This is a genomic window from Cellulomonas sp. (assembly GCF_017744555.1).
In the GTDB taxonomy this organism is placed as follows: domain Bacteria; phylum Actinomycetota; class Actinomycetes; order Actinomycetales; family Cellulomonadaceae; genus Cellulomonas.
Map to the genome: position 1 here is coordinate 1 of NZ_JAGIBD010000009.1, position 25,318 is coordinate 25,318.

Annotated in this window: 23 protein-coding genes, 1 tRNA gene and 1 pseudogene; 14 read left to right on the plus strand and 11 right to left on the minus strand. The window is 72.7% G+C overall.

What is annotated here, in order from left to right:
• A pseudogene (locus J7523_RS07840) lies at positions 1-539 on the minus strand (hypothetical protein); the annotation flags it as partial.
• Positions 540-647: 108 nt separating this feature from the next.
• Between J7523_RS07840 and radA the strand changes: the two are divergent.
• Both radA and disA read left to right on the plus strand, forming a co-directional pair.
• The gene (gene radA / locus J7523_RS07845; RefSeq protein WP_291884503.1) at positions 648-2,069 is read left to right on the plus strand and encodes a DNA repair protein RadA; all 1,422 of its coding nucleotides are present in this window, start codon (positions 648-650) and stop codon (positions 2,067-2,069) included.
• A gap of 107 nt (positions 2,070-2,176) precedes the next feature.
• The gene (gene disA / locus J7523_RS07850; RefSeq protein WP_291884505.1) at positions 2,177-3,247 is read left to right on the plus strand and encodes a DNA integrity scanning diadenylate cyclase DisA; all 1,071 of its coding nucleotides are present in this window, start codon (positions 2,177-2,179) and stop codon (positions 3,245-3,247) included.
• A 71-nt stretch (positions 3,248-3,318) separates the two neighbouring features.
• Here disA and J7523_RS07855 read toward each other — a convergent pair whose 3' ends face one another.
• On the minus strand, positions 3,319-4,524 hold the full coding sequence (locus J7523_RS07855) for an ROK family transcriptional regulator (protein WP_291884508.1): 1,206 nt from the start codon (positions 4,522-4,524) through the stop codon (positions 3,319-3,321).
• A 103-nt stretch (positions 4,525-4,627) separates the two neighbouring features.
• Here J7523_RS07855 and J7523_RS07860 point away from each other — a divergent pair, with 103 nt between their 5' ends.
• The 4 genes from J7523_RS07860 (at position 4,628) to J7523_RS07875 (ending at position 9,564) form a co-directional block, all read left to right on the plus strand.
• The gene (locus J7523_RS07860; protein WP_291884511.1) at positions 4,628-6,313 is read left to right on the plus strand and encodes a glycoside hydrolase family 13 protein; all 1,686 of its coding nucleotides are present in this window, start codon (positions 4,628-4,630) and stop codon (positions 6,311-6,313) included.
• Positions 6,314-6,448: 135 nt separating this feature from the next.
• Complete coding sequence (locus J7523_RS07865) at positions 6,449-7,723, plus strand: extracellular solute-binding protein (protein WP_291884514.1); 1,275 nt, start codon at positions 6,449-6,451, stop codon at positions 7,721-7,723.
• An 84-nt stretch (positions 7,724-7,807) separates the two neighbouring features.
• Positions 7,808-8,671: a sugar ABC transporter permease gene (locus J7523_RS07870; RefSeq protein ID WP_291884844.1), complete on the plus strand. Its 864-nt coding sequence runs from the start codon at positions 7,808-7,810 to the stop codon at positions 8,669-8,671.
• Positions 8,671-9,564 (plus strand): carbohydrate ABC transporter permease, encoded by an 894-nt coding sequence (locus J7523_RS07875; protein WP_291884517.1) that lies wholly within the window; start codon positions 8,671-8,673, stop codon positions 9,562-9,564. The genes J7523_RS07870 and J7523_RS07875 overlap by 1 nt, the downstream gene beginning before the upstream one ends.
• Positions 9,565-9,568: 4 nt before the next feature.
• Here the strand turns inward: J7523_RS07875 and J7523_RS07880 are convergent, their stop codons facing one another.
• Positions 9,569-10,180: a hypothetical protein gene (locus tag J7523_RS07880; RefSeq protein ID WP_291884519.1), complete on the minus strand. Its 612-nt coding sequence runs from the start codon at positions 10,178-10,180 to the stop codon at positions 9,569-9,571.
• A 150-nt stretch (positions 10,181-10,330) separates the two neighbouring features.
• Complete coding sequence (locus J7523_RS07885) at positions 10,331-10,765, minus strand: MarR family transcriptional regulator (protein ID WP_291884522.1); 435 nt, start codon at positions 10,763-10,765, stop codon at positions 10,331-10,333.
• Positions 10,766-10,844: 79 nt separating this feature from the next.
• On the opposite strand from J7523_RS07885, the gene J7523_RS07890 reads away from it, so the two are divergent.
• The 4 genes from J7523_RS07890 (at position 10,845) to J7523_RS07905 (ending at position 14,461) form a co-directional block, all read left to right on the plus strand.
• Positions 10,845-12,758: an ABC transporter ATP-binding protein gene (locus J7523_RS07890; RefSeq protein ID WP_291884525.1), complete on the plus strand. Its 1,914-nt coding sequence runs from the start codon at positions 10,845-10,847 to the stop codon at positions 12,756-12,758.
• A 29-nt stretch (positions 12,759-12,787) separates the two neighbouring features.
• Positions 12,788-13,144, plus strand: a complete 357-nt coding sequence (locus tag J7523_RS07895) for a VOC family protein (protein WP_291884527.1) — start codon at positions 12,788-12,790, stop codon at positions 13,142-13,144.
• 541 nt (positions 13,145-13,685) lie between these two features.
• The gene (locus tag J7523_RS07900; RefSeq protein ID WP_291884530.1) at positions 13,686-14,231 is read left to right on the plus strand and encodes a hypothetical protein; all 546 of its coding nucleotides are present in this window, start codon (positions 13,686-13,688) and stop codon (positions 14,229-14,231) included.
• Positions 14,201-14,461, plus strand: a complete 261-nt coding sequence (locus J7523_RS07905; protein ID WP_291884533.1) for a hypothetical protein — start codon at positions 14,201-14,203, stop codon at positions 14,459-14,461. The genes J7523_RS07900 and J7523_RS07905 overlap by 31 nt, the downstream gene beginning before the upstream one ends.
• 140 nt (positions 14,462-14,601) lie before the next feature.
• Here J7523_RS07905 and J7523_RS07910 read toward each other — a convergent pair whose 3' ends face one another.
• The 4 genes from J7523_RS07910 to J7523_RS07925 are packed head-to-tail and all read right to left on the minus strand — an operon-like array spanning position 14,602 to position 18,237.
• Complete coding sequence (locus J7523_RS07910; RefSeq protein WP_291884536.1) at positions 14,602-15,741, minus strand: hypothetical protein; 1,140 nt, start codon at positions 15,739-15,741, stop codon at positions 14,602-14,604.
• A gap of 2 nt (positions 15,742-15,743) precedes the next feature.
• The gene (dcd, locus tag J7523_RS07915) at positions 15,744-16,319 is read right to left on the minus strand and encodes a dCTP deaminase (RefSeq protein ID WP_291884539.1); all 576 of its coding nucleotides are present in this window, start codon (positions 16,317-16,319) and stop codon (positions 15,744-15,746) included.
• Between the two features lie 54 nt (positions 16,320-16,373).
• Positions 16,374-17,042, minus strand: coding sequence for a response regulator transcription factor (locus J7523_RS07920; RefSeq protein ID WP_291884542.1), 669 nt, complete (start codon positions 17,040-17,042; stop codon positions 16,374-16,376).
• A 46-nt stretch (positions 17,043-17,088) separates the two neighbouring features.
• Entirely contained in the window at positions 17,089-18,237 is a 1,149-nt protein-coding gene (locus J7523_RS07925; protein ID WP_291884545.1) for a histidine kinase, read from the minus strand.
• Between the two features lie 318 nt (positions 18,238-18,555).
• On the opposite strand from J7523_RS07925, the gene J7523_RS07930 reads away from it, so the two are divergent.
• On the plus strand, positions 18,556-21,024 hold the full coding sequence (locus tag J7523_RS07930) for a glycosyl transferase (RefSeq protein ID WP_291884547.1): 2,469 nt from the start codon (positions 18,556-18,558) through the stop codon (positions 21,022-21,024).
• Between the two features lie 28 nt (positions 21,025-21,052).
• Positions 21,053-22,045, plus strand: a complete 993-nt coding sequence (locus J7523_RS07935; RefSeq protein ID WP_291884550.1) for an aldose epimerase — start codon at positions 21,053-21,055, stop codon at positions 22,043-22,045.
• 54 nt (positions 22,046-22,099) lie between these two features.
• Here J7523_RS07935 and J7523_RS07940 read toward each other — a convergent pair whose 3' ends face one another.
• From J7523_RS07940 to J7523_RS07950, 3 genes are all read right to left on the minus strand, one after another.
• Entirely contained in the window at positions 22,100-22,393 is a 294-nt protein-coding gene (locus J7523_RS07940; protein WP_291884553.1) for a hypothetical protein, read from the minus strand.
• Between the two features lie 134 nt (positions 22,394-22,527).
• Positions 22,528-23,511, minus strand: coding sequence for a hypothetical protein (locus J7523_RS07945; RefSeq protein WP_291884605.1), 984 nt, complete (start codon positions 23,509-23,511; stop codon positions 22,528-22,530).
• Positions 23,512-23,618: 107 nt separating this feature from the next.
• On the minus strand, positions 23,619-24,221 hold the full coding sequence (locus tag J7523_RS07950; protein WP_291884608.1) for an N-acetyltransferase: 603 nt from the start codon (positions 24,219-24,221) through the stop codon (positions 23,619-23,621).
• A gap of 125 nt (positions 24,222-24,346) precedes the next feature.
• On the opposite strand from J7523_RS07950, the gene J7523_RS07955 reads away from it, so the two are divergent.
• Positions 24,347-24,417: transfer RNA gene (locus J7523_RS07955), tRNA-Gly, on the plus strand.
• 130 nt (positions 24,418-24,547) lie between these two features.
• The gene (locus tag J7523_RS07960) at positions 24,548-25,237 is read left to right on the plus strand and encodes a hypothetical protein (RefSeq protein WP_291884611.1); all 690 of its coding nucleotides are present in this window, start codon (positions 24,548-24,550) and stop codon (positions 25,235-25,237) included.
• Positions 25,238-25,318 lie beyond the last annotated feature (81 nt).

Sequence of the window (25,318 nt, forward strand, 5' to 3'; positions counted from 1 at the left end):
AGCGTGGGCTGCGCGACCGGGCCGGTCGGGACGTGGGGAGCCGGCTGACCGACCGGGGCGCCGAAGGTAGCCGGCGACGCGACCGGGGCAGGCGACGCGACCTGGGCAGGAGGCGCGGCCGGGGCAGGAGGCGCGACCGGGGCAGGCGACGCGGCCGGGGCAGGGGGCACGGTCCGGACGTCGGGCGCGGCCTGGGCGTCCGGGAGGGGCGGCGCGGGCGGGACCCACGCGGGCGCCGGGCTGCTCGTCTCGGCGGCCGGCGTGCGCTGCGCGAGCGGGGCAGCGGTGCCCGACGCCGCTGCAGCCTGGGCGGCGGAGGTGGGCTGCACGACGGGCGGCGCGGCCCGGTATCCCATGTACGGCGCAGCCGCAGGAGCAGGCGCAGGAGCAGGCGCAGCGGGCACGACCGCGGCCGGAGCGGGTGCCGCAGGGGCGGGCGGGGCCGCCGGCGACGGGGTGGCCTCGGCACCGGTCGGCGCCCACACGGGACGGTTCCCGCGCGGTGCCGGGTCGGGTCCAGGCTGGCCGTTGTCGGTCATCGGGCTCCCCCTTGGCTCGTGCGCCCGACGAGCGCCGGACGGCCGCAGCCTACCCAGCGTCGCAGGCGGAGACCCCGGTTCGTCACTCGGACGCGGCGATCCCCGGGCATGTCGGACCCACCGGCTAGCGTGCGGCGCGTGACCTCGACGACCGTGAAGCGTGCCGACCGCACGGCCCGCCCGCCGTTCCGCTGCAGCGAGTGCGGGTGGACGGCGACCAAGTGGGTCGGCCGGTGCGGCGAGTGCCAGGCGTGGGGCACGGTCACGGAGGACGTCGGTCCGGGTGGCGGCGCGCCGCGCACGGTGGCGACAGCCCCGACGCGGGCTCCGGCCCGCCCGATCGACCAGATCGACGTCGAGACGGCCCGCGCCAGGCCGACGGGCGTCGACGAGCTGGACCGCGTGCTGGGTGGCGGGATCGTCCCGGGCGCGGTGGTGCTGCTGGCGGGCGAGCCGGGCGTGGGCAAGTCGACGCTGCTGCTGGACGTGGCCGCGCGCGCGGCCCGCACCGGCCGGCGCGTTCTGTACGTGACGGGCGAGGAGTCGTCGGCCCAGGTTCGGCTGCGCGCCGGGCGGATCGAGGCGCTCGACCCGCAGCTGCTGCTGGCCGACGAGACGGACCTCGCGACGGTGCTGGGGCACATCGAGCAGGTCCAGCCCGACCTGCTGGTGCTCGACTCGGTGCAGACCATCGCGTCGGCGGCGATCGAGGGCACCGCGGGCGGTGTGGCGCAGGTCCGCGAGGTCACGGCAGCGGTCATCGCCGCGGCGAAGTCGCGCGACATGCCGGTGGTGCTCGTCGGGCACGTCACCAAGGACGGGTCGGTCGCCGGGCCTCGCACGCTCGAGCACCTGGTCGACGTGGTCTGCCAGTTCGAGGGCGAACGTCACTCGCGGCTGCGCATGCTGCGCGCGACGAAGAACCGGTACGGCCCCACGGACGAGGTCGGCTGCTTCGACCTGTCAGAGCGCGGCATCGTCGGACTGGCCGACCCGAGCGGGCTGTTCGTGTCGCAGGCGCAGCAGCCGGTGCCGGGCACGTGCCTCACCGTGACGCTCGAGGGGCGCCGACCGCTCGCCACCGAGGTGCAGGCCCTCGTCGCCCCGAGCGCGGTACCCAACCCGCGACGGACCACGAGCGGCATCGACTCGAGCCGGCTCGCCATGGTCCTCGCTGTGCTGCAGCGTCGGCTGGGTGCGCGGCTCGCGGACCAGGACGTCTACGTGTCGACGGTCGGGGGCGCCCGGGTCGTCGAGCCCGCGGCGGACCTGGCACTGGCGCTCGCCGCCGTGAGCTCGCGGGAGAACGTCGCGCTGCCGCGCGGTCTCGTCGCGGTCGGCGAGGTCGGGCTGGCCGGCGAGATCCGGACGGTGTCCGGCGTCAGCCGGCGGCTCGCGGAGGCCGCCCGGCTCGGCTTCACGCGCGCGATCGTGCCCGCGGGTGCGCTCGACGGGTTCACGGCGCCCGACGGCATCAGCGTCGTGACGGCGTCGGACCTGGCCCAGGCGGTCGGCGCGGTGGGCATGTGAGCGCGGCGGCCCTGAGCAGGGTCCCGACCAGCACGTTCAGCAAACTGACAGCCGTGCGCTCGCGGGTCGCGGACAACCCGCTGGACAGCGCTCGTTACCATGCATCCGTGCCGCACTCGCACGTCCCCGACGACCTGCTCAGGTCCACGCTCGCCGCCGTCGCGCCCGGTGGCGAGCTTCGCGACGGTCTGGAGCGGATCCTGCGCGGCCGTACGGGCGCCCTGATCGTGCTCGGGTTCGACCCGACGGTCGAGAGCATCTGCTCGGGCGGCTTCGTGCTCGACGTCGGCTTCTCGGCCACCCGCCTGCGCGAGCTGGCCAAGATGGACGGCGCGGTCGTGGTGGACGGCGACCGCATCGTGCGGGCCGCCGTGCAGCTCCTGCCCGACGTGACCATCGAGACGTCCGAGTCGGGCACCCGCCACCGCACCGCCGAGCGGGTCGCGAAGCAGACCGGCTTCCCGGTGATCTCGGTGTCGGCGTCGATGCGGATCATCGCCCTGTACGTGGGCAGCCAGCGGCATGTGCTCGAGGACTCGACGACCATCCTGTCCCGCGCGAACCAGGCGCTCGCGACGCTCGAGCGCTACAAGTCCCGCCTCGACGAGGTCAGCGGCACGCTGTCGGCGCTCGAGATCGAGGACCTCGTGACGGTCCGCGACGTCTGCGCCGTCGTGCAGCGGCTCGAGATGGTGCGCCGCATCTCCGAGGAGATCGAGGGCTACGTCGTCGAGCTCGGTACCGACGGCCGCCTCCTCACGCTGCAGCTCGACGAGCTCGTCGGCGGCCTCGGCTCGGACCGTGCGCTCGTGATCCGCGACTACCTCGACACGTCCCGCCGCGACGTCGACCAGGTGCTCGCCGCACTGGCCGAGCTCGACTCGACCGAGCTGCTCGACATGGCCCACATCGCGCGCGTCCTGGGTCTGCCCGGGGGCGGCGACACGCTCGACGCCGCGGCCGGTCCGCGCGGGTACCGCCTGCTGTCGAAGGTGCCGCGCCTGCCGGGGACCATCGTGGACCGCCTCGTCACCCACTTCGGCGGATTGCAGAAGCTGCTGGCCGCGGGCATCGAGGACCTCATGGCGGTGGACGGCGTCGGCGAGCAGCGCGCCCGGGCCGTCCGCGAGGGGCTGTCCCGGCTCGCCGAGTCGAGCATCCTCGAGCGGTACGTCTGACGTTCGCCCCGCACCGGCCCGACCAGTGGCGCCGGGGGTCTCCCGGTCGTCGGTGCGTCGGTGACGGCACGTCAGCCGAGCGCCGCGGGGGTGATCTCCAGGGCGTGCTCGCGGACGTGGTCGAGCGCCCGCTTCACCGCGCCGACCGTCACGATGTCCCGTCCGAGGCCCGACGCCAGCACCTCGATGCCGGGCGGGTCGACGTACCGGTCGAGCTGGTCCCGCACGAGCGCGAGCAGCGGTTCGCAGGACTCGGCGACGGCCCCGGCGATGATGACGCGCTCGGGGTCGTAGATGCTCGCGAACGTCGCGACGACCCGCGCGACGAGGGCGGCGACGTGCTCGACGACGGTGAGGGCGAGGGGGTCGTCGTCGAGCGCCGCCGCGAACACGTGGGTCGCGTCGAGGGTCGCCACGGGGACGTCCTGCAGCGACGACCCGGCGTCGCCGTCGAGCCGGTGCAGCTGCGCGCGGGCGTCGTCGCGGACGAGCGCGGCGATGCCGTCGGCGGACCCGACGCCTTCGACGAGGTCGAGGTAGCGCATCTCCCCGACGCCGCCGCGGGCGCCGCGCAGCAGCCGCCCGTCGTCGACGACGCCCGCGCCGAACCGTTCGCCGGCGAGCAGGGTGACGTGGCAGCGCACGTCCCGGCCGTGACCACGCCAGTGCTCCGCGACGGCGGCGAGGTTCGCGTCGTTGTCGGTGAGCGCGGTCCAGCCGTGCCGCGAGCGCAGGTGTCCGGTGATGTCGGGGTTCATGAGGTCCCAGAACGGGTTGTCCCGGAACGCGGTGCGTCCGTCGCGGTCGACGGGCGCGGGGACGCCGACGGCGACGGCGAGGACGGCTGAGGGCTCGGCGGAGGCGTCCGCGAGCGCGGTGAGCGCGGCCTGCTCGATGAGTGCGAGCCGGCGGTCGGGGGTGCCGTCGTCGGGCCCGACGGGCAGCACCGTGCGCGAGAGCGACGCACCGCGCAGGTCGGTGACGGTCGCGCTGATGCGGTGCTGCCCGGCGTCGACGCCGACGACGACCCCGGCGCGGGCCGCGAACGCGTACCGGCGGGCGGGCCGGCCCTTCTCGTTCTCGCGCACGCTGTCGAGCTCGACGAGCCAGCCTTGCGCGATGAGCTCGTCGCACACGTCGTGCACGGTCGCGCGCGACAGGCCCGTGGCCTGGATCAACGCGGAGCCGGTGACCTCGTCGGTGTCCCACACGTGGTCGAGGACGAGCCGCGTGCTGACGTCGCGCAGCTGCCGCGACGACACCGGGATCTTCGCCACCCCTTGACCTCCTCCCTCGACGCCGCCACTCTAGTGCCAGGACTTAAATTTAGGTCCTACATCAAGGACTCCACCACCAACGACTCCATAGCAGGGGGAACGCGTGACGGCTCTGTCGGTGCTCGGGAACACGACCGCGGGACTGCCCCGCCAGGACGCCACGTGGTGGCGGCAGGCGGTCGTCTACCAGATCTACCCGCGCAGCTTCGCCGACTCGAACGGCGACGGCATCGGCGACCTGCCCGGCATCACGGGCAAGGTCGAGTACCTGCGGGAGCTCGGCGTGGACGCCGTCTGGCTGAGCCCCTTCTACCCGTCGGCGCTGGCCGACGGCGGGTACGACGTCGACGACTACCGCGACGTCGACCCGCGCATCGGCACGCTCGCGCAGTTCGACGAGATGCGCGCCGCACTGCACGCCGCGGGCATCCGGCTCATCGTCGACATCGTGCCCAACCACACGTCCAACCGGCACGTGTGGTTCCAGCAGGCCCTCGCGTCAGAGCCGGGCTCGCCGGAACGCGAGCGCTACGTCTTCCGCCGCGGCCTCGGCGAGCACGGCGAGCTGCCGCCGAGCGACTGGACCGCGGCGTTCGGCGGACCCGCGTGGGAGCCCGTCGGCGGCGGCGAGTGGTACCTGCACCTGTTCGCACCCGAGCAGCCCGACCTCAACTGGGCGAACCCCGAGGTCCGCGAGGAGTTCCGCACCACGCTGCGGTTCTGGGCCGACCGCGGGGTCGACGGCTTCCGCATCGACGTCGCGCACGCGCTCGCCAAGGACCTCACGGAGCCGCTGCCCAGCCAGGCGGACCTCAAGGCCGACATCTGGGGCGGCGCGCACCCGCTCGAGGACCGCGACGAGGTGCACGACATCTACCGCGAGTGGCGTCAGGTGTTCAACGAGTACGACCCGCCGCGCACGGCCGTCGCCGAGGCATGGGTGCCCGCGCACCGCCGCTCGCGCTACGCGTCGCCCGAGGGCCTGGGCCAGGCGTTCAACTTCGACCTCCTCGAGGCGACCTGGGACGGCCCGACGTTCGCGAAGATCATCGACAACAACCTGGCGCTGGCGCGCGAGTCCGGCGCGTCCTCCACGTGGGTGCTGTCCAACCACGACGTCGTCCGCCACGCGACCCGGTACGCCCTGCCGGACGGCACCGACCTCGAGGCCTGGCTCCGCCACGACGGCGCCGAGCCGCGCCCCGACGAGGAGCGCGGACGTCGTCGGGCCCGCGCCGCAACCCTGCTCACGCTGGCGCTGCCCGGGTCGGCGTACCTGTACCAGGGCGAGGAGCTCGGCCTGCCGGAGGTCGCGGACCTTCCCGCGGACGTGCTGCAGGACCCGACGTTCTTCCGCTCGCAGGGTGCGCAGAAGGGCCGCGACGGCTGCCGTGTGCCGCTGCCGTGGGCCTCGCACGGACCGACGCTCGGGTTCGGCGACGAGCTCGCGCACCTGCCCGTGCCGGCGGACTTCGACCGGTTCTCCGTCGAGAGCCAGGAGGCCGACCCCGGCTCGACGCTCGGCTTCTACCGGCGGGCGCTCGCCGAGCGGCGGCGACTGCAGACCGGGGAGACGCTGGAGTGGCTGACGAACGTGCCGGCCACCGTGGTCGCCTTCACGCGGCCCGGCGGGTGGACGTCCGTCACGAACTTCGGGAGCGAGCCCGTGCCGCTGCCGCCCGGGCGGGTGCTCGTGGCGAGCTCCCCGGTCGACGGGCGGAGCGTGCCCGCCGAGACGACGGTGTGGCTGCAGAGCAGCGGCCAGAACGGTACCGAGCAGGACGGCTGAGTGAGTCGGGGCGGGCGCTGCGGCGCCCGTCCCACGACGGCGGCACCCACCGCCGTCGGGCGACACCCGATGGGAGACGACGCTGTGCCCAGATTCCGGACCTCACGATCCCCGGCGCCCCCGAGCCCCGGCCCGATGACACCGCTGCTGTCGCACGAGCTGAGCCGCCGCAGCTTCCTGCGCGGCACGGTCGCCGCGGGCGCCGGCCTGGCCCTCGCCTCGTGCGCGCGCCCGTCGGGCTCCGCACCGACCGAGATCGTGTTCTTCCAGTCGAAGCCCGAGGTCATCGGCTACTTCGACGACCTCATCGACCAGTTCCACCAGACCCAGGACCGCGTCCGGGTGCGGCACGACTTCACGTCGAACCTGGCCGGCTCGTTCGTGCGGGAGACCCCGCCCGACATCGGGTGCCTCAACTACAACTTCGAGATCTCCCGCTACGTCGAGCGCGGCGCGCTGAGCGACCTGAGCGACCTGCCGGAGGCGAAGCGGATCCGCCCCGACCTGCAGCCGCTCATCGACGTCACGGCCACCTACCCGGACCGCACGAGCGTGCTGCCGTACTCGCTCATGGCGGCGGCCGTGCTCTACAACCGCACGATCTTCGCCCAGCACGGCGTGCAGGTGCCGACCACGTGGGACGAGTTCCTCGCCGTGTGCGACACGCTCCGCGGGGCCGGTGTCGCACCGATCTACAGCACGTTCAAGGACCCGTGGACGATCGCGCAGGGGCCGTTCGACTACTCGGTCGGCGGCACGGTCGACACCACGAAGTTCTTCAACCAGCTCAAGCGGCAGGGCACCGAGGTCGGGCCGGGGTCGCCGGTGTCGTTCGAGAAGCAGTTCCTCTCGCCCGTCGAGCAGATGCAGCAGGTCGTGACGTACTCGCAGGAGAACGCCGCGAGCCGTGGGTACGGCGACGGGAACCTCGCGTTCGCGAAGGGCGAGGCAGCGATGTACCTGCAGGGTCCGTGGGCCATCGGGGAGATCGCCAAGACGAGCCCCGACCTCGACGTCGGCGCGTTCCCGCTGCCCATGACGGACGACCCGGCGGACCGCAAGGTGCGGGTCAACATCGACCTCGCGCTGTGGATCCCCGAGGGCTCGCGCAAGAAGGAGGCGGCCCGCGAGTTCCTGCAGTTCCTCATGCGGCCCGACGTCATCGACGCGTACAACGCGCACGCGCTCGGCTTCGGCGTGACGACGGACGCGACGCCGGTCACCAACCCGACGCTCGTCGAGCTCAAGGAGTACTACGACCGCGCGGACTTCTACGTCGGTGCCTCGCAGCTCGTCCCACAGTCCATCCCGCTGCAGAACTACACGCAGTCGCTCGCGGCCGGCGACCCTCCCGAGCCCGTGCTGCGCACGCTCGACGCCGACTGGCGCCGGCTGGCATACCGCTCCTGACCACCCGAACGGAGACCTCTCATGGCTACAGCAGCCGTCACCCGGGCGCCGGGCCGCGACGTCGCGGCACCCGCGCTCGTCCGGATGCGGAGGCCGCGCGCCTCCCTGACGTTCTACCTGTTCCTCCTGCCGTCGCTCCTGCTGTTCACGCTCGCGATCACGCTGCCGGCGATCATGGGCATCACGCTGAGCTTCACCAACTCCGTGGGCTTCGGCGAGTTCGAGTTCACCGGCCTGACGAACTACGTCGCGCTGTTCTCGGACCCGGCGATCCGCGCGTCGTACGCGTTCACCATCGGGTTCGCGCTCGTCACCGTGGTGCTCGTCAACGTCGTCGCGTTCCTGCTGGCGGTCGGCCTCACGGCGAAGATCCGGGCGAAAATCGCCCTGCGCGCGGTGTTCGTGCTGCCCATGGTCATCTCGGGCATCGTCATCGCGTACGTCTTCAACTTCCTGTTCTCGAACTCGCTCCCGCAGCTCGGGCAGGCGGTCGGCATCACGGCGCTCGAGACAAGCCTGCTCGCCAACCCGAACCTGGCGTGGGTCACGATCGTCATCGTCACGGCGTGGCAGGCGATCCCGAGCGCGCTGCTCATCTACATCGCCGGCATCCTGTCGATCCCGGGCGAGGTCTACGAGGCGGCGTCGATGGACGGCGCGACGGCCGCGCGCCGGCTGTTCTCGATCACCCTGCCGCTCGTCGCGGGGTACGTCGTGATCAACATGGTGATCGGCTTCAAGAACTACCTGAACGCCTACGACATCATCGTCGGCCTCACCAACGGCGGTCCCGGCACGGCGACCCGCAGCATCGCCATGACGATCTTCTCCGGCTTCACCGGCGGCGACTACGCCTACCAGATGGCCAACGCGACGATCTTCTTCCTCATCGCCGTGGTCCTGGCCGTGCTCCAGCTGCGCCTCACTCGCGGAAGGAACGCGTTCTGATGACTGCCCAGACGCTGCTCACCACCACGCCCGGCCAGGTGCCGGTCCGCCGCCGCCGTCGCTTCGGCGCGAGCGGTGACCGCCCGAGCTGGGGCGCGACGATCACGCTGGTCGTCTGCTCGCTCGCGGTGTTCGTCCCGCTCTACGCGACGCTGACGATGGCGTTCAAGACGACGGCGCAGTCGGTCGACGGCCGGGTGTTCTCGCTGCCGTCCCCGCTGAGCGTCGACGGGTTCGTCCAGGCGTGGAACCTCACGAACTTCCCGCGTGGGTTCGCCATCTCGGTGTTCGTCACCGCCGTCACGGTCGTCGGCACGGTCATGCTGGCGGCGTTCGCGGCGTACGCGATCGCCCGCAACTGGGACCGCCGGCTGTTCCGCTGGTCGTTCTTCTACCTGCTCGCCGCGATGTTCCTGCCGTTCCCGGTGCTGGCGCTGTCGCAGGTCAAGCTCACGGGCATGGTCGGGCTCGCGAACCCGGTCGGCGTCGCGATCCTCCACGTGATGTTCCAGCTGTCGTTCAGCGTGCTGCTGTTCACGGCGTTCATCCGGGGCCTGCCGGAGGAGCTCGAGGAGAGCGCACGCCTCGACGGCGCGACCACGTGGATGGTGTTCCGGCACGTGGTGTTCCCGATGATGGCGCCCATGAGCGCGACGGTCGCGATCTTCGCGTTCCTCGCCTCGTGGAACGACTTCATGATGCCGTCGCTCATCACGGCGAACTCGACGCTGCAGACGCTGCCGGTGCTGCAGAACATCTTCCAGACGCAGTTCAGCAGCAACTACAACGTCGCGTTCGCGTCGTACCTCATGGCCATGGCGCCGGCGATCATCGTCTACCTGTTCACGCAGCGCTGGGTCATGGCCGGCGTGACGCAGGGGGCCATCAAGTAGCCGGTCAGCCCAGGCCGAACACCACGGGCGGGGCGGTGGCCCCGGCGAGCGCGAACGCGAGGGAGTAGGTCCCGGCCCCGGGTGCGGGCAGCCCGTCCGGGCAGCCCGCGGCGGAGCGGATCCTGTTCCACGCGAGCTGCTGCGCGTCGGCGCCGCCGGGGCCGGGCGCGAGCAGCAGCGACTTGGTCTCGGTGCCGGCGGCGACGCAGTCCTGGTTCGACCAGACGCGGTCGTCGCCCGACGTGACGACGATCTGCCGGTGTGCCTCGCCCGCGTCGACCAGGCAGGGCTCGGTGCCGGTGTTGGTGATCGTGAGGGCGAACGCCGGGTTGACGCCCGCGGGGAACGACTCGGCGGCCGCGGCGACCGTGAGCGCGAGGTGGTCGGGCGTGCACTCGAGGATGCCGCCCGTGCTCGCCTTGGTCTGGCTGGGCGTCGGCTCGGTCACTGTCGTCTCGGTGGCGGCCGCCGCCGGGGTACCTCCCCCGCCCGAGCCGCGACCCGCGACGAGCCACACGACGAGCACGATCAGCAGCAGCGGGATGCCGAGCACCACGAACCGGCGCACCCAGTAGACGCGTGCGGGCAGCCGCCCGCCGGGTCGTGCCTGGCTCATCGGTCCCCCCGTCGTGTCGCCGCGCGCGTGTCGCCGTCCTCGTCGACGCGCGACCACCCTAGGTCGGTGGCAGCGGGTGAGTCGGCGCGACGCGCGGACCCTACCGGAGCCGGGCCGGCCCGCCGCCGGCGGTCCCGCAACCTGGCCGGCTCACTCGGGTCCGGGTGCGCCCATCCGCCGCAGCATGTCGAGCAGGGCCGCGCGCTCGTCGGCGTCCAGGCGCGCGAGCCGCTCGGCCGCGCCGCTCTGTCGCCGCGCGGCGATCTCGTCGAGCACCGCGCGGCCTGCGGGGGTGAGCTCGACGAGCGTGGCGCGCCGGTCGTGCGGGTCGTCGACCCGGCGGACCCAGCCGTCCTCCTCGGCCTGGTCGACCTTGGACGTGACGGACCGCGGTGCCACGTCGAGCGCGGCGGCGAGCTCGCCGAGGCGACGGGGACCGTCGCAGCGGGACAGCGTGCGCAGCAGACGGACCTGGCCGGGCGTGGTGCCGAGCGGCGAGCCGGCGTGGGCGGCGTCGCGGTGCAGACCACGGACCACGGCGTACAGGAGCTCGAGGAACTCCCCCGGGTCGTCGTGCGTGATCACGGCGGTGAGCCTACCTCGGTTGTGAGGTACCGACATAGTGAGTTAACCTCAGCATCGGCCAGGACGGACGGAGGCCACCATGACCATGAACCACCCCGCCCCCGGGCGCGGCGGCGCGACCACCATGCGCGGCTTCTTCAAGGACCGCTCGGTGAGCGACCACAAGCTGACGCGCGACACGCTGCGCCGGATCCTCACGTTCGCGCGCCCGTACCGCGGCCGTCTGGCGTTCTTCCTGCTGCTCATCGCGCTCGAGGCCGCGGCGGGCGCCGTCACCCCGATGCTGTTCCGCACGCTCATCGACGACGGCATCGCGAACTCCGACACCCGCCTGGTGCTCGGCATCGCCGCCGTGGTCGTCGCGCTCGCGCTGCTCAGCGCCGGCCTGTCCGTCGCCGACAGGTGGGTGTCGGCGCAGGTCGGCGAGGGCCTGATCCTCGACCTGCGCACCGCGGTGTTCGACCACGTGCAGCGCATGCCGCTCGCGTTCTTCAGCCGGTCCCGCACCGGCGCGCTCGTGCAGCGGCTCAACGGCGACGTGCTCGGCGCGCAGCAGGCGTTCACGTCGACCCTGCAGAACACCGTGAGCAACGGCCTCACGGTCGTGTTCGTGCTCGCGGCGATGTTCTCGATGTCGTGGCAGCTCACCGCGCTGTCGCTCGTGCTGCTGCCCGCGTTCGTCTTCCCCGCCCGGTGGTTCGGCAAGCGCATGGCGACGATCACGCGCGAGAGCTACGACCTCAACGCCGACGCCGCGCAGACCATGAACGAGCGGTTCAACGTCGCCGGCGCGCACCTCGTCAAGGTGTTCGGCGACCCCGCCCGGGAGTCCGAGGCGTACGCCGAGCGCGCCCGCCGGGTACGCGACATCGGCGTCAGGCGGGCGCTGCTGTCGACATGGTTCCGCGTCGGCCTGACGACGCTCGCGTCCGTCGCGATCGCGGTCATCTACGGCCTCGGCGGCGTGATGGCGATCCGCGGCGAGCTCACGGTCGGCGTCGTCGTCGCGATGGCCGCGTACCTCGGCCGCCTGTACGGGCCGCTCACCAGCCTGTCCAACGTGCAGGTCGACGTCATGACCGCGCTCGTCAGCTTCGAGCGGGTGCTCGAGGTGCTCGACCTCGAGCCGACCGTCGCCGAGAAGCCGGACGCCGCCGACCTGCGCACGGCCGTCCGGGCGCGCGGCGCGTCCGTCGAGCTCGACGACGTGACGTTCCGCTACCCCGGCGCCGACGACGTGTCGCTCGCGTCGCTCGAGTCCGTCGCCGCGCTGCGGCACGACGTCACGCACGACACCCTCACCGGCGTCTCCTTCACCGTCCCCGCGGGGCACATGGTCGCGCTCGTCGGGCCGTCGGGCGCCGGCAAGACGACCATCTCCCAGCTCGTCAGCCGCATGTACGACCCGACGGCCGGCACGGTCCGGGTCGCCGGTCAGGACCTGCGCGACGTCACGTTCGAGTCGCTGCGCGCGACCGTCGGCGTGGTCAGCCAGGAGGCCCACCTCTTCCACGACACGATCGCCGGCAACCTGCGGTTCGCCCGCCCGGACGCGACCGACGCCGACCTGGAGCGCGCGCTGCGGCAGGCGCACGTGTGGGACCTCGTCGAGTCGCTGCCCGACGGCCTCGACACCGTGGTCGGCGACCGCGGCTACCGGCTGTCCGGCGGCGAGCGCCAGCGGCTCGCCATCGCGCGGCTGCTGCTCAAGGCGCCCGACGTCGTCGTCCTCGACGAGGCGACCGCGCACCTCGACTCCGAGTCGGAGGCCGCCGTGCAGGTCGCGCTCGACGAGGCCCTGCACGGCCGCACGTCGCTCGTCATCGCGCACCGCCTGTCCACGGTCCGCCAGGCCGACGCGATCGTCGTCGTCGAGCACGGTCGCGTCGTCGAGCACGGCACGCACGCCGAGCTCGTCGACCGCGGCGGCCTGTACGCCGAGCTGTACCGGACGCAGTTCCGCGGCCACGACGACGAACCTGCCCTGGCCTGACCTGCGGGTCCGCCCGTAGCCTGCGGCGCATGATCGGTACCGTCGACGAGGTCGTCGTCGACTGCGCGGACCCCGGACTGCTCGCCCGGTTCTGGGCGGGCGTGCTCGGCGGCGAGCCGCAAGCCCGCGACGACGACTGGCACTACATCTACCCGCCGGGCTGGACGCAGCTGTCGTTCCAGCGCGTGCCCGAGGGCAAGGTGGTGAAGAACCGCCTGCACCTCGACGTGCTGGTGGACGACATCGAGACGGCGACGCGGCAGGCGGAGGCGCTCGGTGCGACCCGCCTCGGCCCGGTGCACTCCGACGGCCCGGGCACGTTCCAGGTGCTGCAGGACCCCGAGGGCAACGAGTGGTGCGTCGTGAAGCCGAACCCGCGTTCCTGACGCGTCAGAGGTCCGCGGGGTCCACGAGGAAGTCGGCCTCGTCGCCGCGCATAAAGCACGCTTGACCGCCTCGACCTGACGGTCGTCCCGACCGGGGCGGCGTGCTGCGCCGCGACGATGCCGCCGCCGGTCAGCGAGGGCGGCGGGCCGAGTCCAAGCGTGCACCGCTGCGCGTGCGTCTGGGACCGCCACCACCCACGCGTGCTGATCCACACCTCCCGAAACCCTGCCCGATCGGGCGTATCGGCGGACGACACGCCTGAAACCGCAAAGCGGCCTGTGGATAGCGGCGTGCCGCCCTGTCGTCGCCGATACGGTCCCCGTGACCTCAGTCGAGGTCACATCTGACGCAAGGGGGAACGACCGTCCTTCGACAGACCGCACGTAGAGCAACCCGCGGCGTCCTGACCGCCGCGATCGCGATCACCGCAGTGGTCGCCACCAGCGGCATCAGCCAGGCCGCAGTCCAGGCATCATCACCGTCCGGTACCAGTCTCACCGGCACCGGCGTCACCAACCCCTCCTCGGCAACGGGCCGGCGATGACGCTGACGAACGCCGAACTGGACGCCCTGTACCCCGGTGCGTCCACGCTCATGACCCACGAGAACATCGTCGCTGCGCTCACCCAGCTCGAGCGCGACGTCCCGCACGAGAGCGTCAACGGCGGCACCGCCAACACGTACAGCGACGGCAAGGGCTTCTCCATCACGTTGCCGTCGCTCGGCACGTTCGAGGCGCAGTCGGCCTCCAACGGGGCGGCCCTCGTCGCCGCTACGACGACGACGGCGTCCACCGTCGAACCGGACCTCGCCTACTGCTACTGCGGCGGCCGCGAGATCCTCACGTTCAACACGCAAGACCAGAACCTGATCCTCAACCTCGGCGCAACCGCGGCAGGCTTCGCTCTGTGTGCGATCCCGATCGTCGGACAGATCGCGTGCGCCGTCATCACCGTTGCAATCACTGTCACCGGGAACTACCTGATCCGCAACGGCATCTGCTCAGGTGGGCGTAACCTCTACTGGTACAACGTCACAGGGGGGTCCACTGTGCAGTGCAGATCGTCGAGGCCGTCGTCGTGGTGACCGAAGCACACCCGCGCGACAAGCGCGTCATGACTCGACGTGACATGTGGATCTTCGGGACCGTCATCGTCCTGATCGCCGTCGGATACGGCATTTTCCGGGCGGTCACCGGCGCCGGCACACGGACGGCGGTCCTGAGCGCTCTGTACGTCGCGGTCGCAACCGGCCTGGCCCTGACCCTGAACCAGGTCCTCGCCCGCCGCCGCGCACGACGACGCACCACTGCGTAGCACGCAAGCCACAACGGCCACCCTCCACTCCAGAGGGTGACCGTTGCCGCGTCCGCCACCTCCCGTAGCGTTCCAGGTGCTGCAGGACCCCGAGGGCAACGAGTGGTGCGTGGTGAAGCCGAACCCGCACCCCTGACGAGTCAGAGGTCCGCGGGGTCCACCAGGAAGTCGGCCTCGTCGGCGATCTCGCCGCCGAGCGCCGCGTGCAGCGCCCGGGCGACGGCCTGCACCTGAGGGGCGGCCCGACCACGCGCGACGCGGTGCTCGAACGACGGCTTCTCCGCCTCGAGCTCCTCGACGAGCAGCGGCTCCCAGTGCACGCGGTAGGCGACCACACCGTTCGCGGTCCACGGCAGCGTCCGCATGAGCGGCGGCACCTCGGCCTCGAAGCACGCCTCGACGCTGATCATCCCGTCCACCGCGAGGTCGACGAGCACGCCGTACGACTCCGCGCGGGGCGGGTCCGCGATCATGAGCTCGTCGAACGCGGCCGCCTCGGCGAGCAGGCGCGCCCGCTCGGCCTCGTCCTGCACGCCGTGCCGCTCGAGGGCCGCACGCAGCCCGCGGCCCCCCGCTTCCGGCAGGAAGCTCGGCACACCCTCGGACGCCCGGCCGGCACCCGGCATCGGGCCCGACCACGACTGCGTGGGCTCCGAGAGCCGGGCCCGCGACACCACGGACTGCACCACGGCGAGCGCCTCGGCGGGCTCGAGCCAGCGGTCGGCCATGACCGTGAGGTCGATCGCCGCGTCGATGTCGGGCGTGAGGATCGCCCCCGACCCGCCGATCCGGACCGCACCGCCGAGCCTTCGCGCGGCGGCGACGAGCCACTGCACGACCCGCTCCTCCTCGCGCACGGGCATCCCGTCGGGGAACGCGCGCTTGAGGCCGTCGCGGTCACCCCCCGGGTACGGCGGCCGGCCGCGCTCCTTGGGGCAGTCCAGGTCGTACACCGTCACGGTCCCGGGCGGCAGGCCCAGGCTCACGCAGTCCTCGGCCTCGACCCGGTACGGGCCGCGCAGCCGCGACAGGCGCGCGAGCCGCAGCGCCGGCGCCGGCGGCGTGGTCGCGTTGACCGACCGGATGCCGAGCGCTGCGGTCACGGGGCGCATGATCCCGCGGGTCTGCGGCGCCTCCTCCTCGGCCTCCTCCCACCGGGCGCTCCCGAACCGGCTGAGGGCGAGCGTCTCGACCTCGTCCGACTCGATCCCCTCGGGGAGCGCGAGCAGGTGACGCTGGCGCAGCTGCGGGTCGGCGGCGGCCAGGCGCGGCGTCGTCATGCTCAGACCTCGGTGCGGTGGAAGTTCTGCCAGGACCGCGACGCGGTGGGGCCACGCTGCCCCTGGTAGCGGGAGCCGTAGGCCGACGACCCGTACGGCTGCTCGGCCGCGGACGAGAGCCGGAAGAAGCACATCTGCCCGATCTTCATGCCGGGCCACAGCAGGATCGGCAGCGTCGCGACGTTGGACAGCTCGAGCGTGACGTGCCCGGAGAACCCGGGGTCGATGAACCCGGCCGTCGAGTGCGTCAGCAGCCCGAGCCGACCGAGCGACGACTTGCCCTCGAGCCGCGCCGCGACGTCGTCGGGCAGCGTGACCTGCTCGTACGTCGAGCCGAGCACGAACTCGCCGGGGTGGAGCACGAACGACTCCCCCTGCTCGACCTCGACGAGCCGCGTGAGCTCGGGCTGGTCGATCGACGGGTCGATCACCGGGTACTTGTGGTTGTCGAACAGCCGGAAGAACCGGTCGAGCCGCACGTCGATGCTGGACGGCTGGATCATGGCCGGGTCGTAGGGCTCGAGGGCCACCCGGCCCGACTCGAGCTCGGCCCTGATGTCACGGTCGGAGAGCAGCACGGGGTAAAGGTAGTCGGTCGGTCTGTGCGGTTACGCCCCCGCTCCGGCCCGTGGTCACCCCAGGTCCGCGTCGCGCACGAGCAGCGCGATCTGCGTCCGGTTCTCCAGGCCGAGCTTGAGCAGGATGCTCGACACGTGCGACTTCACGGTCGGCACGCTCAGGTACAGGTCACGGCCCACTTCCGCGTTCGACGAGCCCCGCCCGATGGCCAGCACCACGTCCCGCTCACGTGCGGTGAGCCGGTTCAGCACCGCGCGTGCGTCCTCGCGCGCGCCACCCGTTCGGGCGGTCGTGTCCATGAGCCGGCGGGCGACCCGCGGTGACAGCACGGGCTCACCCGCGGCGGCGGCGTGCACCGCCTCGACGATCCGGGCGGGCGGCGTGTCCTTGAGCAGGTACCCGCTCGCGCCCGCAGCCATCGCGCCGTCGATCTCGTCACCCGTGTCGAACGTGGTGAGCACGACGACCGCGGGCGGGTGCGGCCGTGCCCGGACCGTGCGGGTCGCCGTGATCCCGTCGACACCCGGCATGCGCAGGTCCATGAGGACGACGTCCGCGGCGTGCGCATCGAGCACCGCGGGCACCTCGCCGCCGTCCGCCGCCTGGCCGACGACCGCGATCCCGTCGGCGCCGTCGAGCATGAGCGCCAGACCGGACCGGACCAGGGCGTCGTCGTCGACCACGACGACCCTGACCGCCTGGCGCGGCACCTCACTCGTCACCGCGGGCCCCCCTCGCCGTCGTCGTCGTTCCCCGTCATCGTGCCCGTCATCGCGACCACGGCACGGACGCGGTGAGCACGAACCCGTCCTCGGTCGGCCCGGCGTCGAGGTGCCCGCCCAGCAGCTCGACGCGCTCCGCGAGCCCGACGAGCCCGGTCCCCGACCCGTCCGCGCTGCGACGTCCTCGCGTGCCGCCGCGGTCGTCGACCCGCACGGCGACGCCGTCCTCCGACCGCGTCACGTCGATCCGCACGCGGCTGCCGGGCGCGTGCCGCCGCGCGTTCGTCAGGCCCTCCTGGCACGCCCGGTAGACGGCGAGCCCGACCGCGGCCGGGACGTCGAGGTCGTCGGGCGCCGACAGCACCACGTCCGTGCCCGCGAGCCGCGACTCCTCGACGAGCGCGCCGAGGTCGCCGACGCCGGGCACGGGCCGCAGCTCGTCGGGCCCGGACCGCAGCAGCCCGATCACCTCCCGCAGCTCCGCGAGCGCCTCCCCCGCGCTCGCCCGGACCACCCCGGCCGCATGCGCGACCTGGTCGGGCGTGAGGTCCGGGCGGTACTCGAGCGCGCCCGCGGTCGTCGCGAGCAGCGACAGCCGGTGCGCAAGGGTGTCGTGCATCTCGCGCGCGATCCGGGTCCGCTCGGCCATCCGTGCCTCGTCGACCCGTCGCGCCTGCTCACGCTCCGCCCGTACGGCCCGCTCGCGCCACGCGGCCACGAGCTCGGCGCGCGTCCGCGCGTACGCGCCCCAGCCGAGCAGCGCGGCGTGCACGGCGACGTCGCACAGCAGCCACCAGCCCACCAGCATTCCTGGCGGACGCACCATGGCCTGGACCGCGTGCCCGACGGCGCTCGCGGCGGCCACGGGCCAGGCGAGCCGCACCGGGTGCAGCCGCCCGGCGACGAGCGTGCCGGCCGTCGCGGCGGGGGTCGCGGCGGGGCTCACCGCGGCCAGCGCCCCGAGCAGCAGACCAGCCGGGAGCGGGCTGTCGCGCACCAGCAGGAGGGCGCCGAGCGACAGGAGGCCGACGGCGACGTCGACCGCCGCCGGCACGGCCGACGACCCCTGCGTGATCGCCGTCCACGTGGCCAGACCCGTGAGCACAGCGAGGCCGGCGAGGGCCGGCACCACGCTCGCCAGGGGGACCCGCGCGGCGGTCCCCGGCGGGCAGTCGGGCTGCGGGAGGGTCGTCATGGCTCCGAGCGTAGGAACGTGCCCTGACCTGGTCGACCGACCTCGGTAGGGGGTCCGTAGGACCTCGGTCGCCGCGCCGGCGGTGCCGCGCCCCTGTCCCGACCGCTCCCCGACCGGCCGAAGCCCCGCCACGGAAGGGTGACGACGGCCGTTCCGTCGGGGCGGACCGACGGCTATGCTCTCTCCGTGAGATCGCGTGGGAGCGCTCTCGCAACGACCAGAAGTCGCGTCGGCCCCAGGCGCGTGGCCGGCAGCGGTGCCGGCGTGCGCGTGCGGAACCCCCGTCGCTGACGCTCAGCGCACTCGAGAGGCAAGTCCATGCGGTTCGGCCACTTCGACGACGACGCACGTGAGTACGTCATCACGACGCCCCACACGCCCTACCCGTGGATCAACTACCTCGGCAACGAGCAGTTCTTCTCGCTCATCTCGCACCAGGCCGGCGGCTACACGTTCTACCGCGACGCCAAGATGCGCCGCCTCACGCGCTACCGCTACAACAACATCCCCGCCGACGCGGGCGGCCGCTACTTCTACGTGCACGACGGCGGCGACGTGTGGACCCCGTCGTGGCTGCCGGTCAAGGCCGACCTCGACCACTTCGAGGCCCGGCACGGCCTCGGCTACTCGCGCATCACGGGCGAGCGCGGCGGGCTGTCCGTCGAGACGCTGTATTTCGTGCCGCTCGGCGAGAACGCCGAGGTCCAGAAGGTCACGCTGACCAACACCTCGGACGCGGCCAAGACGGTCACGCTGTTCTCGTTCGCCGAGTTCTGCCTGTGGAACGCGCAGGACGACCAGACGAACTACCAGCGCAACCTGTCGATCGGCGAGGTCGAGGTCGAGCGGGACTCCCCGCACGGCTCGGCGATCTACCACAAGACCGAGTACCGCGAGCGTCGCGACCACTACGCCGTCTACGGCGTGAACACCCAGGCCACGGGCTTCGACACGGACCGCGACACGTTCGTCGGGGCGTACAACGGGCTCGGCGAGGCGGCCGTGCCGCGCGCCGGGAAGTCGGCGAACTCGGTCGCGTCGGGCTGGTACCCGATCGGGTCGCACTCGGTCGACGTGACGCTGGAGCCGGGTGAGTCGCGCACGCTCACCTACGTCCTCGGGTACATCGAGAACCCGGACGACGAGAAGTGGGCCGACGACGCCCACCAGGTCATCAACAAGGCGCCCGCGCACGCGCTGCTGGGCCGCTTCGCGACGACCGAGCAGGTCGACGCCGCGTTCGACGCCCTGCAGTCCTACTGGACCAACTTGCTGTCCACGTACTCGGTGACGTCCGACGACGAGAAGCTCGACCGGATGGTCAACATCTGGAACCAGTACCAGTGCATGGTCACCTTCAACATGTCGCGCTCGGCGTCGTTCTTCGAGACCGGCATCGGCCGCGGCATGGGCTTCCGCGACTCCAACCAGGACCTGCTCGGCTTCGTGCACCTCATCCCCGAGCGTGCCCGCGAGCGCATCATCGACATCGCGTCGACCCAGTTCCCCGACGGCTCCGCGTACCACCAGTACCAGCCGCTCACGAAGCGCGGGAACAACGACATCGGCTCCGGCTTCAACGACGACCCGCTGTGGCTCATCGCCGGCGTCGCCGCGTACGTCAAGGAGACCGGCGACTTCTCGATCCTCGACGAGCAGGTGCCGTTCGACAACGAGCCCGGCTCCGAGGTGTCCCTGTTCGAGCACCTCACGCGCTCGTTCCAGTTCACGGTCGACAACCGCGGCCCGCACGGCCTGCCGCTCATCGGCCGTGCCGACTGGAACGACTGCCTCAACCTCAACTGCTTCTCCACCACGCCCGGCGAGTCGTTCCAGACCACCGAGAACCAGGCCGGCGGCGTCGCGGAGTCCGTCTTCATCGCCGCGCAGTTCGTGCTGTACGGCGCCGAGTACGCCGAGCTCGCCGAGCGCCGCGGGCTGGACGACGTCGCCGCAGCCGCCCGCAAGCACGTGGACGAGGTCCGCGAGGCCGTCCTCGAGCACGGCTGGGACGGCCAGTGGTTCCTGCGTGCGTACGACTACTACGGCAACAAGGTCGGGACGGACGAGAAGCCCGAGGGCAAGATCTGGATCGAGCCGCAGGGCTTCGCGACCATGGCCGGCATCGGCGTCGGCAGCGGGCCCGACGACACCGAGGCGCCCGCCATCAAGGCGCTCGACTCGGTCGGGGAGATGCTCGGCACGCCGCACGGCCTGGTGCTCCAGTACCCCGCGTACACGACGTACCAGATCGAGCTCGGCGAGGTCTCCACGTACCCGCCCGGGTACAAGGAGAACGGCGGCATCTTCTGCCACAACAACCCGTGGGTCATCATCGGCGAGACCGTCGTGGGCCGCGGTGACCGCGCGTTCGACTACTACAAGCGCATCACCCCCGCGTACCGCGAGGACATCTCCGACACGCACCGCCTCGAGCCGTACGTGTACGCCCAGATGATCGCGGGCAAGGAGGCGTCGCGCGCCGGCGAGGCGAAGAACTCGTGGCTGACCGGCACGGCGGCGTGGAACTTCGTGGCGGTGTCGCAGTACCTGCTCGGCGTCCGCCCCGACTACGACGGCCTGGTCGTCGACCCGCAGATCGGCCCCGACGTGCCGTCGTTCACGGTCACGCGCGTGGCCCGCGGCGCCACGTACGAGATCCACGTGACGAACTCGGGCGCCCGCGGCGCCCGCGGGTCGCTGACGGTCGACGGCACGCCGGTCGAGGGCAACCACGTCCCCTACGCGCCCGCCGGCTCGACCGTGCGGGTCGAGGTCACCGTCTGACCCGCGCGGGTCGACGGAGTCACGCATCATGACGGCTGTGCAGGACGTCGAAGCGCTTACTTTCCTCGCCTCGCGCGGGGCGACGGAGCGTGTCCTCACGCTGCGCAGCTCGTCATGGGAGCTCGACGTGGTGCCCGGCACCGGTGCGTCGCTCGCAGCAGGTCGCATCCGCACGCCCGACGGCGTGTGGCGCGACCTGCTGCGACCCACCCGGCGCACCTCGCTCGGCGAGGCCGAGAAGTGCGCGAGCTTCCCGATGGTCCCGTGGTCCAACCGGATCCGCGACGGCCTGCTCGCGTTCGCCGGCCGCACGTGGCAGCTGCAGCGCAACGGCGCCGACGGCACCGCGATCCACGGCGCGTCCAGGCACCACGCCTGGGACGTCGTCGAGCAGCTCGACGACCGGGTCGTCCTCGAGCTCGACACGTCGCACCTGGTCGGCATCAACTTCCCGTGGAAGTTCCGCGCGCAGATCACGTACGCGCTCGCGGGCAACCGGCTCACCGTCGGGACGTCGCTGCGGAACATCGACTGCGAGTCGTTCCCCGCCGGCTTCGGGCACCACCCGTACCTGCAGCGCTCGCTGCTCCCGGTGGGGACGCCGGGTCCGACCACGCCGGGCAACCCCCTGCTGCAGGTGCCGCTGCGGCAGGGCTACTCGCTGGTCGACGCCATGGCCTCCGGTCCGGCCGGCGACATCCCGGCCCGGGCCGACTTCCGCGACGGGCGCCCGCTCGGCTCTCGGTTCGTCGACGACGTGCTGACCGGCTGGGACCCCGGTGCGCCGATCCGCATCCGGTACGACGACGCCGGGGTCGACGTCGACCTGCACGCCGACCCCATCTACTCGCACCTCGTCGTGTACGCGCCGCGGCGCCGCTCGTACTTCGCGGTCGAGCCCGTGACGAACGTGAACGGCGGCTTCGCGCTGCACGCGCGTGGCGTGCCCGGCACCGGGGTGTTCGTCCTGGAGCCCGGCGAGGAGCGCTCCGGGGCGTTCACGCTCACCGCCCGCGCCTGACGGGCGTCGTCGGCCCCGTCCCGCCCGACCACCGCCCGCGCCCGGCCCGGCCCGTCAGGGGCCGGCGAGGTCCCCACGCTCGTCGGCGACGACCGTGTCGACCGTCGCGAGGAACGCCGCGAAGCCCGGGAGGTCCGCCCCGCGGGCGCGTGACGTGTCGAGGTCGGCGGACGTGCGCCACTCGATGACGTCGAGCCACTGCCCGTCCGGCAGGCCGATCAGCCGGGAGTCGACGAACCCGTCGCGCTCGGCGCGGAACTCGTCGATCATCCGCGCCCGGGCGTCGAGCATCTCCTGCACGCGCTCGTCGCTCACCGTGAACCGCACCAGCTCGATCGTGCTGCCCATCGCCGCCTCCGTGGTCGTCGTCCGTCCGTGCGGAGGTCAGTCCAGCACGGCCCACCGACACCTGCGCGTGCCCGTCCGGTCGGACGAGCGGCCGTTCCTCGTCCGGGGCGACGACACCGTCGGACGCGACCATGTCACCGGTACGCGCCCGCCCGGAACTCGGCGAGGTACGGGGCGTACGCGGCCCGGTTCCCCGGCGCACCGTTGAGCACCCGGTACGCGTCGGACGCGATGTCCGCCTGCTGCTCGGTGTTGAACGACGAGAGCGTCTGACCCGCGGCCGTCCGGCGCAGGAGCTCCGCCTCCCCGCCGTACGCGTACACGCCGCGGATCGCGTGGTACAGCGTCGTAGAGAGGCCCACGCCGCGTGCGTACTGCCAGCTGTGACCGAGCTCGTGGATGAGCCACGGCATGTCCGGGCCGCCGCCGGCCAGGGTGCCGGTCGGGAAGTTCACGGTCCAGGGCGTCGTCCGGGCGTACCCGCCGATCGCCATGACCGGCGCGTCCTCGAGCACGATGGTGTCGTACGCCAGGCTCGAGCCGTAGACGGAGGTCGCGGCGGTGAGCTCCGCGTTCGTCAGGCCGCGACGGGTCTGGGTCTCGGTGTTCTGGGCGCTGCTCGCGATCCTCGTGTCCCAGATGAGACCCGGGATGATCGTGGTCTGGTCGGCGGAGTACAGGGTGATCCGGTGCTCGTCGAGAAGGCCGTCGACCATCCGTGTCACGGCCGCGGGGTACGCCGCCGAGAGCGCGGCGACGAGGTCGGCGCGCGTCGCGCCCGTGCTCCAGAACTGCCGCATGTCGCGCACGATCTTGGTGCCAACCTTGCCGGCGCTGATCAGGGGGCGCAGTGCCACCTCGATCCCCGGCGCGTCGGCCGACGTCGTCTCCATGGTCGGTGGCCCCTCCGCGGCCATCGGGGACTCGACCTCGACGTGCTCGCGCGTGTAGGCGGCGAGGTCGCGCTGCACCGTGGGAGCGAGGAGATCTCTGACCGCGCGGTTCCCGGCCGACGCCTGCAAGGCCATGAGCCCGCCCGCGGGCGTCGCCCCGCGACGCACCGCTGGCACGCGGTGGGCGGCGGGTTCGTCCTGGCGCGGGGAGTGTGCCCACGGCATGGCGCCAGGCTAGGGGTCCCGATCGGCGTCGTCGTGCCTGATCGGGCACGCGCCCGCGCAAGGGACCGGCGGCCCGGCGACCGGCGGGCGAGGACGCGCCGGGCCCGTCAGAGGTCGAGCGTGAGGGTCGCGCCCCAGTCGTGGCTGCGGGCCCGCTGGAAGCCGACCCTCTCGTAGAACGCGATCGCGCCGGTGTTCCTGGCGTCGACGCCGAGGTGCAGACCGGTCACGCCCCGCTCGCGCAGCGCGCCCGACAGCGTCTCGATCAGCCGTCGCCCCCAGCCCTGGCCCTGCGCGCGCGGCAGCAGGTCGATGTGCATGTGCGCGGGGTGCGTGTCGTAGAGGGTGTCGTCGGCCGCCTTCCAGTCGTGGATGCGGTCGATGAGCACGTGGTCCTCGGTGCCGTCGCCGGGGTCGTCGACCCGCGGGTGCTGCGTGCGCAGCGTCGGCCACCAGCGCTCGTCGAGCCACCGCTCGAACCCGAACGTGTCCGCGGTGCCGACGACGTACCCGACGACACCGAGCTCGTCGACGACCACGAACGTCAGCCCCGGGTCCGCGACCGGGTACGGACCGGCGTACAGGTGCGCCAGCAGGTCGGGGTTGCGGTACAGGCCCGACGCGTCGCCGCCGGCGGCACCGGTGAGCAGGCAGATCCGGTAGATCGCACCGAGGTCGGACGGGTGGTACGGGCGGAGCGCGGCGGGCATGGGGTCGAGGCTCCCACATCGTCGGGAGCGGGCGACCGCGAAATCCGGACCGGCTTCGCGGCGTGCGGCGTCCCGGGTATGCTGACCGGGCCGACCAGGGCGCCTCGTGCCGCTGGGATCGACATGCGGGTGTAGTTCAATGGCAGAACATCAGCTTCCCAAGCTGATAGCGCGGGTTCGATTCCCGTCACCCGCTCCGGACGCACCGCCGAAGCCGCACATCACCGACGATGTGCGGCTTCCGTTCTTCCCCGACGGAGTGCCCTACCCGTTGCCCTCAGCGCGCGACGGACGGACACTGGCCCGATCACCGGTCGGAGGTCACCATGCGCACCCGTCCCGCCCCCAGCATCCCCGACGCCCTGCCCGAGCTGCGGCCCGGCAGGCATCGCCGCCCCGAGCAGGGCGGCTGCCTCATGGAGTGGACGAGCGTGCTCGCGGGTGAGCGCTGGAGCGACCACCCCACGTGCACCCATCCGCTGCTGGCACACCTGGCGAGGAGCGTGAACGACCTCGTCGAGGACGGCTCGCGGGCGGGCCTGACGCACCTGGTCCCGGACCTGGTCGGCACCACCAGCGACGACCCGGCGTGGGCCCTGGAGATCGCGGACGTCGCGGCGCGGCACGCCCTGCCGGTCGCGCGCGTGCAGGACGCCCGGGTCCTCGCGGTCGCGCTCATCACGCTCGACAAGCTTCTGGAGCCGGTCGACGGGCGTCCGGCCGGGGCGCGACGGCGCACGACGGTCGACGCGCTCACGACGGTCCCGCTCGACGCCGCGTGGGCCGAGCGGTTCACGAAGGCGATGGGCCGTCCGCGGCGGACGCGGGACCTCCCGCGCGGGGTCGTGGACGTGTCGCTCGCGGCCGTCGCGATGGGTCCGCACTGCGACGAGGACCTCGTGGCCATGCTGCGCGACGCGGTCGCGACCTGTCGGGCGATGGTGTCGCCGCGCGAGGACCACGAGGGCGCCGGGTCGACGACGTGGCGCGGGCTCGTGGAGGCGCAGGCGAGCTGACGCCGTCGAGCCGTCTGCCGTTGACGGCCGTCCAGGACGCGAGAACACTCCGAGGCATGCACCCCGGCACGGGCGACGACG